Consider the following 12,738-nt stretch of genomic DNA (forward strand, 5'->3'; position numbering starts at 1 on the left):
AGTCCCTTCTCCAGCTCTGCCATCTGCTCCGACAGGGTTTCCACATGCTTCAAGAGATTCTGGCAAAGGACACGGGCAAGATCGGGCAGGTCCGGATATGTAGCTCGGACCTCGGGGGATTGGTGCGTCAGCTGGCGATCCGTTCAATGACCCGGCGCATGCTGGTCGCCGATGCGTCGATTTCACCGAAGAAGCGGACCTCTCCTTCCCGACGTGTTTCCGCAATCGCGATCGCGTTTCTCAGCTTCGCGACGTCGATTAATGCTTTCCTATAATCCGCAACGGCTCGGTCCTCCTCTGATGAGGATCGGCTCGGATCGCCCGAGCACCCTCGGACGCGCAGTATAGGGCGAGCCACCTCCCGGCAGAACCGGACATTGCAGCCGACTGAGCAGTTCCGTGCAGCCACGTCCGGATTGCGTTGGCAGTGTTGATGTGCGGGGCGTCGCCCGAGGCGACGACGATGTTGGCTGGAGATTCTATGACCCGACCGACATGTTTTCATTTCCTGGCACTCGGCACGGCAAGTGCGTTCTATTCTGGGTGATCCGCCTGATCACCGACAAGTCAAGGCCGTTTCGATCGCGAGACGACCAAGATCGGCGTCGATTCCGACGCGTCCATGCTACACTGTTGCTTGATAGCGCGGAATTCCGAGAAGCCAATCTCGCTGCGCGTCTCGCAGTTTGCACTGTTCAAGGCTGGCGGCTCATCAAGTTCGCGTGCTCATGACACTTTTGATCTGGTCGAGCAGGCGCTAGGTCGTCGGCCAATTCATGTCCTGAAAATGATCGGTGCCAGGTCTCGTGAAGGACGTCTTTCGCGCCGCGTGCAGACCTCCAGCCGCCATCCGACTAACCGGCCAAGCCGTTCGAAAAGCTTTGAAAGCTTCATCGACCCGCATTGTCCTATTGTCTGAATCCGGTGGTTCCCATCAAGATGAGCTTCTCATCTCGTACAAGGCGTGATCTGATGAGGCGTTTGAGTTCTCCTTTGCAGAATGCGCGCGAACGTCGCTATACTGTCCTAGTAGCTCGTCACAGTGATTTTGACTCTTTGGGTATGCCTGGATAGGCGCCCCTGTCGGTTATGAACATCCAGTTGATACGGGCGCGAGTTTTGTTTCGCTGCCTGCGATCTCGCTTCTAAGGCGTTTTGGATCGTCGATCCGGCGGCTGAGACACTGCCCTTGGAGCACGCCGATCTCGATCTCGACCATATTGAGCCAACTGGCGTGTCTCGGGGTGTAGTGGAACTCGAGGCGGCGCAGGATGCGGCGCGCCTCGGCGGGGGCAAAGGCCTGGTAGAGGGCGCTGGGGGTATGGATCGACAGATTGTCTTGCACGACACGGATGCAGGCGGCCTTGGGGTAATGGACATCGACGAGTTCGCGCATGCAGTGAGCATAATCCACGCCGGTGCGCCGTTCGGTGACTTTGACCTTGCGCCAGGCCCGATGCGGATCGAAGGCGACGAAGAGATTGACGGTGCCGTTGCGGCGGTACTCGTAATCGTAACGCTCGCGCTTTCCCGGCCCGCCGCGGTCCGCGTCACCGAAGCCGAACGTCGCGCCAGCGCGATCCTGGAGAGAGTTGGCTTGGGCGACAAGCGGAAAGGATGACCAGCGCAATTGTCAGGCGACAGAAGCAACGCGTAGCAGTTGCGCGCGCTTGATCGTGCAGTCAAAAATCATACTCTTCGACGAGATCACTTTCACCTTAATCCAGAGATTGTCTAAGAAGTACTCTGGACGTCATGAGGCGCCTCGCGCGATCGGCGCATCATAAGCCCCGTTGCTGTCGTTGATGGCCATCTCTCCATGCCGTTCGGATATGTCTGTTGTTCACCATTTGATTGCGCGTCGGTCGAATGTCGTTCGGCGCACACATGCGAAGCATTTCGTGGCTCCGCGATCGGCCCGATTGTTCCGGTGTCGCCGATGCTCGTGTCCGGAATCCGACAAGCGTCGCAAATAAAACGGACGTTACATGCAAAAATCGCGGCGGTTTTCGATCGCTGCTGGCCGGCATAGGACTTGCTCTACTCGTCTCGACTAGTGAGGGTGGACGATGACTAAGCTGACTGACAGCGCCATGAAGGTGGACCGCGCGGTTTCTTCGGCACCCGACGAGCGGCCTACGGTTCATGGTCGAGGCAGGCGACTGCGCCGGATTCAAATATGTGACAGCCTCGCCGATCGAATCCCGACCAGGCCGCAATCGAACGGATGTTCGGCTGTAACAAGAGACACGAGGATCTCGCCAGAACTGATGGAAGGCTCTGGATTCGCCTTGTACGATCCAAACGCGAACTCGAGTTGCAAAAGATGAGCGCGAATTTCGGAGATTTGGCTACAGAGAGAATCGAAAAGGTGCACGTCGGGACCGAACAGCAACAAGCATTGCTAGCCGCCAAGTGCTCCGATCGCGAGGGGATCGCCTGCACAGCGTTCCACGAGATCCGCCGCGACGGATGGTCATCTGCCACCTCGCGACAGTGCTTAAGAACGCATTGAGACGAGGCCGTCCTTGAATTGTCCCATGGTCCTGAAAGGGATTTCGCCGAACCTGCCGCACAAGAGGGAGGTCGGGCTCATGCGCCTAGGCATTGAGGATCCTAACTCCGTCGGTGAGGCATGCGGCTTGCTGCAAGACGCGAGGTCGCATCATACTGGCAGCCACCCGCGACCCTGCATCGTCGGGCAGTCGATCGTTGGATCGAGAGTCGAGCTGGTGCTCGGCATTCAGAATAAGTCCGATTTCGGGAGCTTCGTCGTCGTAAGCGCAGGCGGGATGCCGGGCGATAACGCGGCGATGAGGCTGCTGCGGGGCCTGCGCGAAAAGGGCCTTTCGACGTTGAGGCCCCTGCCGCCCTTCATCTCGGCCCAGTCAGATTGTCAGAGAAGGATGCAAGAGATCTTCGCCGCGATCGAGATCAGTTCCTTGATTGTGCTCGTGCGCTGCCGGTCGGCGCGGACGTGCTCCTGGAGTCGGTCGTGACGATCAATTAGACGTTTGAGCGTCAATGACGCAATGGAGACAGCCATCATGGACTTTCAGTTCCTGAAATACGAGACCGACGAACGGGTCGCGACGATCACCTTCAACAATCCCGGCCGCTACAACGCGATCAGCTCGATAATGAAAAAGGAGTTCAGGATCGCTATCGCCAAGGCGGGTGACGACGAGGATATCCGAGTCATCATCGTAACTGGTGCTGGCGGAAAGGCATTCTCCACCGGGTATGACCTTGGAGCCGCTGATATCCCCCAACAGTCGATCGTGGATTGGCGCAACCGGATAGCCGATCATTTCGACTTCGCCTATACGGTCTGGGCCTGCTCCAAGCCCGTCATCGCGCAGATCGAAGGCTATTGTCTCGCCGCAGCGCTCGAGTTCGCCCAAATGTGCGATGTCCGGTACTGCTCTGAGGATTCCAAGTTCGGTGTGGTCCAGAGCAAATTCTCGGGCGGAGTGACAACGCTCGTCATGCCCTGGATTATCGGCGCGCGCTGCCGCGAACTAATCTATACCGGCGACACGATCGGAGCCGAGGAGGCGAAGGAGATGGGGCTCGTGAATCGGGTGTTTCCGAAGGACCAACTTCAAGCCGAGACAATGAAGGTAGCCAAACGCATGTCGCTAGTCGCCACGGCGTGCCTGCAGTGGAACAAAAGGGCGATAAATCATACATACGAGGTTATGGGTTTCCGCCCGGCGACGACCTACGGGATCGAGGCCTGTGCGCTGGTCCAAGCGATCGATCCCCCGGAATACAGAGAATTCGAGCGGGTTCGCCAGGAAAAAGGCGTCAAGGAAGCCCTGAACTGGAGGGATGCCCAGTTCAGGAATTATGAATAACTTGGGGCGACAAGGATGCGTCGGCCCAGAACCGGCAAGAGCAGTGCTCTGTCTAACCTGCAAAAGCCGGGAGCGGCTGAAAAGCTCGCCGACACCCAGCCTTCCAGGCGCATTCGTGCTGAGAGGCTGCCGGGCCTAACACTATTTTTGCAGTTTTATTTGTTGCGACTTTTCACGGGTTCGTCTTCTGCCGTGAGCATCGCTGAGATGCCGGCCGAAGTATGCGATTGACGATAGTGTAGCCGTCCGCCGGCAAGAGTGGCTGAGGCTGAGGTTCGTTGATTCAATCTCTTTGCAAGGCGACGCTGTTGCAAGAAAGCGTAGGCGATCGGTGTCATCAGCGTGTGACGATGAAGACCTTGCGAGGATCGCCCCTCAAGTGGTCAAGCCTGAGTTCCTCTTTCAGCTGCTGATGTGCCTGCTCGCAGATCCATCAGGCCTTGATGGTCGCGGCTAATGTGCGCAGATCTGTCGCGGCTGGCAGGTTGGTGAGCCTAGGGCGGACGGCCGACGAGCGCGAGCGCACGCTGCTGGCGTTGGCATTGCCGATCTTCTCGATGATCTTGAGCGCCCGGACGGAGCGCTGTGAAATGGCTCACGATCGGCTCGTCGTCTCAGAAAGGTGCAACCTATTCCGCGCAAGCATAGACCCGGGGGACAATGCGGGATGCCGTGTAACGTATTAGGGGGCGAGGCCTCATCGGAAGCTGCGCGTTGCCGAGACGACGAATTCGCCCTTTTCCCCCGAGGCCCTGTACTCGCCGACAGGTCAAGCCCCCTCGCCGGGAAGATGCTGCTGATCCTCATCCTTGATCCGCTGGGGAGGCCCATCGGAGATCCGCGCCCGAACCGCGGCAAAGCGGCCTTACAATCGGCCCTTGGTCCGGACCGGTACGCCGACGTGCTTCAATCGTGCGGCGTCACTCGTCCAGCTCTCGGATAGGAAGAGACGCAATGCGATCATCACCAGCACTTCACCGTCCACAAACGTCAGCGATACCAATGTTTGGCAATTTGCCGTTTTTCCAGGAGCCTAGGCGTAGCGACGCCGACCGAGTGTTTCCCTTCTTCGGCACCGCGGTGTCGTCGATTACCAGCACCGCATCATCACCGCCGGCGAGCCGGTGGCGTCGATCATCGATGCGCGAAGAGTATTACAGGAAGAGGTACAGAGCTCTACCGAGGGTACGGTGGTTTCGCTAGCCTCTGTGCTCGAGATTGATGATGCCTCGAATCGCGTTGAGGCACGGCGTTGGATCGAGGCGACTCTGCGCCCAATCCGAATGCTTCCATCTGCCATCAATTGCAAAGACCCGTGTATCGACCTTTTTGGTAGGCAGCACCGTGCTTGCGGTGTCGACAGCCCGCGTCGCGTCAAGCATGCGCATAATCTTGCTTACAATGAGCCGGAAATCGGGGAAAATCGACCTAAAGGCCAAGTGGCATTTACCCAAGGGACAAAGGGTTTCTTTGGACCGAAATCAAAAACTGAGGAGGGAGCGTGAGCCATTCGGTGAACCGGAGGTATTTCATGAGGGCGACGTCATCCGCTGATCGCAGCCAGTGCCCTGTCTTCCACTGCTAGCCGCGCGTTGGTGCAAATCATCCGGTGAGTTAAGGCTGAATATGAGCGCCGGCAACCTCGGCGAGGCCGTTCTGAACGGTTTTGTGAAGCCTTTCGCCGAGACTGGGATAAAGGTGCCTCCTGTCTTCCAGGACATCAGAGCGGCGCAAGTCGGGCTCATGGTGAAAACGAACAGCGTTACCGTCGACACAGTACTCTTAAGCCAAGCTAACGCGCTTCTTCTTGCTGAGAACGACCAAGTCGAGAAGATTGACTACTCGATCCACTGGCAGCGGGAGTTACCGGAATCGCAGGTTTCGGTAAACAGTCGTTCGGTTTCGGCAGTTACATCTATTCCTTGAACATGGTTTACGACACGAAGAGGTTCTCGGCTGACAAGCCGCGGCCCAGACATTGGTCCGAATTCTGAGACGTCGAAAAAGTTTCGCTGGCATTCGGCTGCTGGCGCATTCTGGGGCTTCACGGTTGCCATCCTGTCGACCATCGTTGGGACACTCGCGGCTTTCGGCCTTGCCCGCGCCTTTCCGCCGCTTCGCGCCTTTCGGACGATGGAGATCCTGACACCGACCACCTTCCGGCCATCGTCGTCAGTATCGCGTATCATCTTGGGCTTGTCGATTCCCGGGGCTTACCGCGGCGAAATGGTCCCGTTCTCGCTCTGTCGCAGAAAGGGCGAGACGATCGATCCATCGCTCGGAGTGTTCGCAACCTTCAGCCAGGCAGTCGCCACATCACGGCTTCGTGCGAACCAGACATTGTCGTGCTTTCTGATATAAGCGATGAATTCGCGCAACATGCGGATGCGGGACGGGCGGCCGGTAACTTGGGGGTGCATAATGAGATCGAAGTAGCCGCCCGATAGATAGGCTTCTTCGAACTCCGCCTTCCAAATCGACAGCACGTGATCATTGGTAGCCATCTGCCGGTGGAACTTGATGCTGGTCAAAAGATACTGAGCGTCATCCATGCTCCAGTGCCACGGCAACTCAACGAGGCCGGGGCTACCGTCCTCCAGGACGTGGCGGTACGGTTCGATGTCGTCCAGCATGGTGCTGTCGTAGATAAACCCTCGTTCGGTCAGAAGGCGGATCAGATTCGCACTCGTTTCTCCTGATGGAGCGCGGTAGCCTACGGGAGCAACACCGATGACACGCTTGATGGATTCGATGCCCTTTTCAAGCTCCTCAAGTTCCATCTCCGGATTGTTCGGATCAATCGATTTGTGTAGATAACCGTGGTGGCCGAGTTCATGATTGGCTTTTACGATCTTCTCGACGACATGGGTTCTGTTGTCGACGACCCAGCCGGGCACGAAAAACGTAGCCGGCAACCCTTCGTCGGTAAGCAGTTCGAGGATCTTAGGTACGCCTATCTTCGCGCCGTAGGTGCCCTGCGAGAGCGTGCCGGGACGATCCACATTGGTCGGGTCGCGCCCTAGCCACAAGGTTTCTGCATCGAAATCGAAAGTGAGATTGACGGCAATCTTGGCGCCGTTCGGCCATGGGATATTTGGCAAGTCTGGTCTCCAGTTGCGGGCTGCTGATCGTTAAGTTTCGACGTTCTCTTGGTCTTTGTTGTTCCTGCAGTAGGCGTCGCGGAATAGTCTATCGTCCTGCTGAACACGGCCTAGTGCAACTAGCCGGCTGATCTATAGCTTGGACGAACAACCGTGGGGGAAAGAACGCTCGATCTTCGGGCCTGCGCAAAGTTGGTAGCGCCGCTTGCCATAACGTCGATGCGCTACTTGGTCTACGGGCAGCTCTATAAATTCGTCCGCTGAATCGGCACGTCACCTCAGAGGGTACGGCTTTCCCGTTGTTTCGACTACATTTTGCAAGATGCTGTCGCACAGCCGCTCTATGTCGCCCACCTCGTGCTCCGCCGTAATGTACACCCGAATTCCCGCCATTCCTTGCTCGACCATTGGGAAGAACGTCACCAGGGTGTAGAAGCCGCAATCGAGAAGCCCTCTTGCGATTGCAATCGCCTTGGCCTCCGATCCGATGATGATCGTTCTGATCGGAAGTGAACTGCCGTGCTCGGCGGTTGCGACACGACGGTCAAAGAGGTGGATGCGTCGTGCCAATCGCCGCTGCCGCTGGCCGAGTTCAGCCGAAAGGTGAATTTTGCACGACCCAAGCGCCGCGCCAACCGCCGCCAGATTTGGTGCCGCCGAAAACGCATACGGAATGGAGCATCGTCGGAACAGGGTCTCGTGATCTGCAGCTCCGAGCATTAACACTCCGCCCGACGCGCCGAACCCCTTCGCGAGCGAGGCTGCTATGATCGTTCGGTCACCGAGCACCTGCGGAAACTGAGAGCGAGCGAATCCTTCGCCTTGGCGTCCAAGGATCGATATGCCGTGAGCATCGTCGATATAGAGAAAGAGCCCGTAACGTTCCTGGAGCTGACGCAGTTCCTTGATCGGAGAATAGCCTCCCATAAAGTAAACACCATCGCATACATAGGCGACCACCGGATGTTCTCGGCATAAGCGCTCGAGAGCGTCGACGTCGTTGTGCACGATCGTTTCCACTAGCGCTTCATCAGCCACCACCGGCTTGTGATAAGCGAGCGAGATGTGTGCAGACTGATCGAACACGACGACCGGCTTCCTGCCGCCCGTCAACTGACCCGAAGCAAGAACGGGCATCGCGCTCAGATTGGCGAGCATGCCGCTGGAAAAAGCGAGGACGCGCGCGCAGAAAATGTCCGAGAGGGTTTCTTCAAGTTCCTTCAGAAGATCGAAATTCAGCCGCGTCTGGGCGCAGGACAGATGTAATGACCGATGCACCTCGATCGCCTCGATCGCCCCGGCGACGACCACCGGATGATTGTCGAGGCCAAGGTACGAGCGTCGCGCGAAATCAATTACCTGAGGACGGTTGTCAAGTGAATCGTTGCCCCAAGCAATGATATGTCCGGTCGTGGAATGTCCATGTACGGCCATGAGACCAGCCATCTGGGCTGCATCGAAATATGGACTGCTCTCGCAGGCCGCTTGGGCGGTGTTCCGAGACTGTCCACTGAGGCAACCATCATCCGTCGGAGCGATCTGCTGTTGCATTTCATGTTCCAGTCGAGTGTGTCAAAGACATTTGGCCGACCGCCCAGTTGTGCCCGCTCAATGTGATGCTTGACAACGTCGGGCCGAACTGAAGGTTCGACACAAATCTTGCGGCAGCTCGGTCGGCGCCCAGTCCAAACGAACTAAACCACTAGCTACTTCGCTTCGGCAGCTACCAAATCAAATAGGGCTAAATCGTGTGGACAGGTAGCGCATCCATAGCGCGGTTGCGTCGGTATCTCCTCAGCAATGAGACTCGAGGCTGTCTGGAGGCAGGCATGTACTTTCACATCTGGAACCGATGACAATGATCGGCAACGATCTTCCTGATAGTCAGCTTCTTCTTGGCAGTCTTTACGTGTAGCCTTGAGCGGAAGCTTGGCGAGGGGAGGCCGCCGAAGCTGATCAGCCTTGCTTCGCGCAGCTGACATTTAGGCACTGAAACGGTTTTCGCAAAGAGAAGACGTGGGCGAAAGAGCCAATATGGATATCTAGAGTGTTGAAGGTAGAGCGCGAGCTGGGTCACTGCTTACGACGGCGAGACCATCGCGGGGCGGACCGCGACGAAATAGTCATGTTCTCGCTCTGTCGTAGAAAGGGCGCATAGTCGATCCATTCCTCAGTGTGTTCGCAGCCTCAAGGCAGGCAGTCGCCACATCACGGCTTCGCGCGACCTCGGTATTGCCGTGCTTTCTGATACAGGCAATTAATTCGCGGAACCTCGGATGCACGATGGGCGACCGATCCCTTGGGTGTATGGTCAGATCGAAGTAGCCGCCCGACCGATGGGCCTCATCGAACTCGGTTTTTGAAATCAAAAGGCACGTGATTGGCAGCGATCGGCCGGAGGAGGTTGACGTTGATCAAATCATACTGAACGTTATCGATGCCCAAGCGCACGGCCACTCGAGCGCGCCGGCCCGAGCACAGGTTTCTGCATCGAAATCAGGCTGAACACGACGCCGGTGTAACTGGCCGGCTGATACGTCACTCGGACGAACACAGTGAGGGAAGGATCGCTTCGATCTTCTGGGCCTGCGCAAAGTTGGTGGCGCCGGCGTGGCAATCGTACAGGAGGTTCTTGACCGTTTCGATCGTGAGCGGCAGGTCCTCCATGCTCATACTCTTAAGACGACGCGGCCTCATCACTGACCGGGCCGGTCGCATCACTCGAGAAAACCGAATGTTCGGGCATCACCGAAAAACTCTCCGCAGTTGAATGCCAATAACACCCAACAGCCGTTCCTCAGCAATCAAACAACTATTCCTCACCAGAGTAGGTAGTGCCTCGACCGTTGCTAATGGTGTGCCGTCAACTAGTATCGTGCCGTACAGATTATGCTGTACGGGCCATGACGCAGCTCGTCAGGATAAAACAAATGCAGCAATGAAAACGTGGGCAACTCGTTCCACGTCTCACGCTTCCGGCTTTCATGCCAACTTCTGTCGCGGCATCGCCGACCACTAATTTGGAGGCGAGAAGCTGGAACGTTACAATAAACTTGAAGGGCTATTGCCGACGGCAGGACCGTGTTCGGGTCCATAAGGTTATCGATTTCGAGAGGCGACGTGAGATAAAGGGAGCTCTGCGTTCAGTTCGGGTGCCCGAGCTAGCTCGAACCAATTGCAAAGAAACAGGGCGCCCGCTGTCTCGCATCGTGAGATAGGTCATGTTTCGAATGATCACAATGGAGCCATCGATGGGAGTGTTGTCGCATCTGCGGGTGGTCGAAATCGGTAGCTCGGCGGCGACCAGCTACTGTGCGAGGCTATTTGCCGATTTCGGTGCCGACGTTCGGAAGATCGAGTCGCCACTAGGGGATCCACTTCGACGGAGCCTGCCATTAACACCCAGCGGGAGGAGCGCTTGGTTCGCCTTCCTGAACTTCAACAAATCAAGCATCGTCATCGATCCCACCGCACCACAGGCGAGCGCACGACTGACAGCATTAATCGAGGATTGCGACATTCTGATCGATGGTCGCGACGTCGATGCCGCGGATTGCCCGTTCATTGATTTGACCGCAGTCCGCCAGCTCTGTCCCGGGTTGATTTGCCTCCAAGGGAGCTGGTTCGGTCGCAAGGGGCCCTATGCAGGATTGGCCGCAACCGATTCAACCATTCGTGCGCTCGCCGGCCTTATCAGTTTGGTTGGACCGGCAGAGGGCCCGCCGATGCACGCACCGGATTTCCAAACGGGGATCCTCGCAGGCCTGTGGGGCTTTATTGCCGCGGCCTCGTCGGTGGTTGCGCAAACGCTGAGCAGGGGAGGGCGGTCGTGGTCGCTAAGCATTTTCGAATCGAGCCTCGCTCTCAGTGAGTATCTGATGTCGGAGGCGTTTGCGTGCGGCGACGTGATGCGCCGCATTGGAATTAACCGGTTTTGGCCAGGCGCTCCGGTTGGCATTTACGAAACTAGAAAGGGTTGGCTGGGCATCACGGTGGCAACGCCGGCACAATGGCGGGCATTCTGTGACATGCTAGGGCTATCCGAGTTGCGTGATGAGTCGACTTGGATCATCGGCGAAGATCGTCTGAAACACCTGGAACAGATCGAACGAGTATTTATGCCGAGATTGAAAGCGCGGACCGCACAGGAGTGGTTCGCAGAGGGGCGAAAACGAAGGATTCCGATCGTGCCTGTGCCCGAGATATCCGATCTGCTCCAAGATACGGAGAAGAAAGTGCGTGGCGCGATCGTGCCTGTTCTTCTGGGCGAAGAGGAGGGCCTGACGGTCGGCTCGGTGCAGCGGTTGACATTGACGCCGCCGCGTCGGGGAGGAAAGGTTCCGGCCCTGGGCGAGCGCCAGAGTGTCAAGAATGCGCGAAGAAATCTGGGCATTGCATCGGCGTCAGATAGCCGCATTGACGTCACCCGGCAGCCATTACAGGGAATTCGCGTCATCGACTTCTCAATGGGCTGGGCAGGTCCACTGTGTACGCGCACACTGGCTGATCTCGGAGCGGACGTCATCAAGATCGAGGCTATCCAGTATCCGGATTGGTGGCGCGGTGTTGACCGACGGCCCGCCTATATCGATGCGCAGATGTACGAAAAGACCGTACGCTTCTGCTTCATGAACCGCAACAAGCGTGGTATCACACTCGACCTCAGGCGGCCGCGGGGCCTGGCTCTCGCCAAGCGGCTTTTGGCGGGAGCTGATATTGTCGTCGACAATTATTCGGTCGATGTGCTTCCGAAGTTCGGGCTTGGCTACGACGTGCTCAAGACGCTCAACCCGCGGCTCGTCATGATGTCGATGTCAGCCTTTGGCGCAAAAAGCGCCAATCGTGATTGCCGGGCCTACGGCTCGACTCTTGAGCAGGGCTCGGGGTTGCCAAGCGTGATCGGAAATGCCGACAGCCAGCCTGTGATGAGCCACATAGCGTTTGGCGATGCCGTCGGTGGGTTAAACGGCTGCGCTGCAGTTCTGGTCGCCCTGATTCACGCCCGCAACACCGGACAGGGACAATTCATAGACCTCGCCCAGGTCGAATGCATGATGCCGTTTGCGGCGCCGTGGATCACCGTTCATTCGATGGACGGTACGCCGCCAAGAAGGTATGGCAATCGACACCCGCAGTTCGTGCCGCATGGCTGCTTCCGATGTGCGGGTGAAGACAATTGGATCATGGTCGCCGCGACAAATGAAGACATGTGGCGGAGGCTTGCCCTGGTCATTGGCCGGCCAGACTGGGCCGCAGATCAGTCGCTCAAATCGGAGGAAGCCCGCCGTGACATCGAAGATGTCCTAGAGAGAGGCATCCAAGCATGGACGCTCACTCGGGACGCGGATCAGGCCATGTCTGAGTTACAAGCCGCGGGAGTGGCCGCCGGCGTCGCCCGCCTCCCAGTTGACCTGCTCAAGGATCGGCATCTCCGGTCGTGCGCGTTTCTGCAGGAAGTCGAGCGCGCATTCATAGGCTCGCATCCGCAGCTCTCATTGCCGATTCGCGAAGGTTCGGAGCCCTATCCAATCCGCGCAGCAGCGCCGACGCTGGGACAACACAACAGAGAGATCCTATCGGGACTTCTCGGCCTCTCTGACATTGAGATCGCGCACTTGGTGAGGGACGGCATCATAGGCACAGCGATGCTTCCCGAAGGCGAACTTTCAGCAACAATGACGGTCTCATCAAACTGATCTCAAAGGGGATGAGGTTCAACGATTTAGCGAACTCGAAATCAGCGTGTTGTTCGATTCCTAGTAGTTCATCGCGGTAGC

8 protein-coding genes and 4 pseudogenes are annotated in these 12,738 nt (G+C 57.5%); 5 read left to right on the forward strand and 7 right to left on the reverse strand.

Features of this window, described 5'->3' with window-relative positions:
* Nucleotides 1-44 precede the first annotated feature (44 nt).
* Nucleotides 45-275, forward strand: a complete 231-nt coding sequence (locus ACVMB1_RS00910; RefSeq protein WP_456847983.1) for a hypothetical protein — start codon at nt 45-47, stop codon at nt 273-275.
* 762 nt (nt 276-1,037) lie between these two features.
* Here ACVMB1_RS00910 and ACVMB1_RS00915 read toward each other — a convergent pair.
* Nucleotides 1,038-1,534: pseudogene (locus ACVMB1_RS00915) on the reverse strand (IS630 family transposase); the annotation flags it as partial.
* Nucleotides 1,535-2,528: 994 nt separating this feature from the next.
* Here ACVMB1_RS00915 and ACVMB1_RS00920 point away from each other — a divergent pair.
* Nucleotides 2,529-2,783: pseudogene (locus ACVMB1_RS00920) on the forward strand (acetate--CoA ligase family protein); the annotation flags it as partial.
* A gap of 113 nt (nt 2,784-2,896) precedes the next feature.
* Here the strand turns inward: ACVMB1_RS00920 and ACVMB1_RS00925 are convergent.
* Nucleotides 2,897-3,049, reverse strand: coding sequence for a hypothetical protein (locus ACVMB1_RS00925; RefSeq protein ID WP_456849953.1), 153 nt, complete (start codon nt 3,047-3,049; stop codon nt 2,897-2,899).
* On the opposite strand from ACVMB1_RS00925, the gene ACVMB1_RS00930 reads away from it, so the two are divergent.
* Complete coding sequence (locus tag ACVMB1_RS00930; RefSeq protein ID WP_456847985.1) at nt 3,048-3,860, forward strand: enoyl-CoA hydratase/isomerase family protein; 813 nt, start codon at nt 3,048-3,050, stop codon at nt 3,858-3,860. The genes ACVMB1_RS00925 and ACVMB1_RS00930 overlap by 2 nt on opposite strands.
* 155 nt (nt 3,861-4,015) lie before the next feature.
* On the opposite strand, the pseudogene ACVMB1_RS00935 reads toward ACVMB1_RS00930, so the two are convergent.
* Nucleotides 4,016-4,353, reverse strand: a pseudogene (locus ACVMB1_RS00935) (IS701 family transposase); the annotation flags it as partial.
* Between the two features lie 279 nt (nt 4,354-4,632).
* Nucleotides 4,633-4,984: pseudogene (locus ACVMB1_RS00940) on the reverse strand (transposase); the annotation flags it as partial.
* A 502-nt stretch (nt 4,985-5,486) separates the two neighbouring features.
* Between ACVMB1_RS00940 and ACVMB1_RS00945 the strand changes: the two are divergent.
* Entirely contained in the window at nt 5,487-5,786 is a 300-nt protein-coding gene (locus tag ACVMB1_RS00945; protein WP_456847987.1) for a hypothetical protein, read from the forward strand.
* Between the two features lie 287 nt (nt 5,787-6,073).
* On the opposite strand, the gene ACVMB1_RS00950 is transcribed toward ACVMB1_RS00945, so the two are convergent.
* The 3 genes from ACVMB1_RS00950 to ACVMB1_RS00960 all read right to left on the reverse strand — a co-directional run bounded on the left by ACVMB1_RS00950 (nt 6,074) and on the right by ACVMB1_RS00960 (nt 9,628).
* On the reverse strand, nt 6,074-6,961 hold the full coding sequence (locus ACVMB1_RS00950; protein ID WP_456847990.1) for a polysaccharide deacetylase family protein: 888 nt from the start codon (nt 6,959-6,961) through the stop codon (nt 6,074-6,076).
* 273 nt (nt 6,962-7,234) lie between these two features.
* Nucleotides 7,235-8,512 carry an aminotransferase class I/II-fold pyridoxal phosphate-dependent enzyme gene (locus ACVMB1_RS00955; RefSeq protein ID WP_456847992.1) on the reverse strand — a complete coding sequence of 426 codons (1,278 nt, stop codon included), beginning with the start codon at nt 8,510-8,512 and terminating at the stop codon, nt 7,235-7,237.
* 987 nt (nt 8,513-9,499) lie between these two features.
* On the reverse strand, nt 9,500-9,628 hold the full coding sequence (locus ACVMB1_RS00960; RefSeq protein ID WP_456847994.1) for a hypothetical protein: 129 nt from the start codon (nt 9,626-9,628) through the stop codon (nt 9,500-9,502).
* Between the two features lie 554 nt (nt 9,629-10,182).
* On the opposite strand from ACVMB1_RS00960, the gene ACVMB1_RS00965 reads away from it, so the two are divergent.
* A complete protein-coding gene (locus ACVMB1_RS00965) occupies nt 10,183-12,657 on the forward strand; it encodes a CaiB/BaiF CoA transferase family protein (RefSeq protein WP_456847996.1) in 2,475 nt (824 codons plus the stop codon).
* Nucleotides 12,658-12,738: the final 81 nt, after the last annotated feature.

Source organism: Bradyrhizobium sp. USDA 4504, assembly GCF_054063995.1.

Excerpts from the sequence above, each read along its gene's own strand:
- ACVMB1_RS00930 (WP_456847985.1), top strand. The coding sequence starts at position 3,048 with ATGGACTTTCAGTTCCTGAAATACGAGACCGACGAACGGGTCGCGACG.
- ACVMB1_RS00945 (WP_456847987.1), top strand. The coding sequence starts at position 5,487 with ATGAGCGCCGGCAACCTCGGCGAGGCCGTTCTGAACGGTTTTGTGAAG.
- ACVMB1_RS00955 (WP_456847992.1), bottom strand. The coding sequence starts at position 8,512 with ATGCAACAGCAGATCGCTCCGACGGATGATGGTTGCCTCAGTGGACAG.
- ACVMB1_RS00910 (WP_456847983.1), top strand. The coding sequence starts at position 45 with ATGCTTCAAGAGATTCTGGCAAAGGACACGGGCAAGATCGGGCAGGTC.
- ACVMB1_RS00965 (WP_456847996.1), top strand. The coding sequence starts at position 10,183 with ATGTTTCGAATGATCACAATGGAGCCATCGATGGGAGTGTTGTCGCAT.
- ACVMB1_RS00925 (WP_456849953.1), bottom strand. The coding sequence starts at position 3,049 with ATGATGGCTGTCTCCATTGCGTCATTGACGCTCAAACGTCTAATTGAT.
- ACVMB1_RS00960 (WP_456847994.1), bottom strand. The coding sequence starts at position 9,628 with ATGGAGGACCTGCCGCTCACGATCGAAACGGTCAAGAACCTCCTGTAC.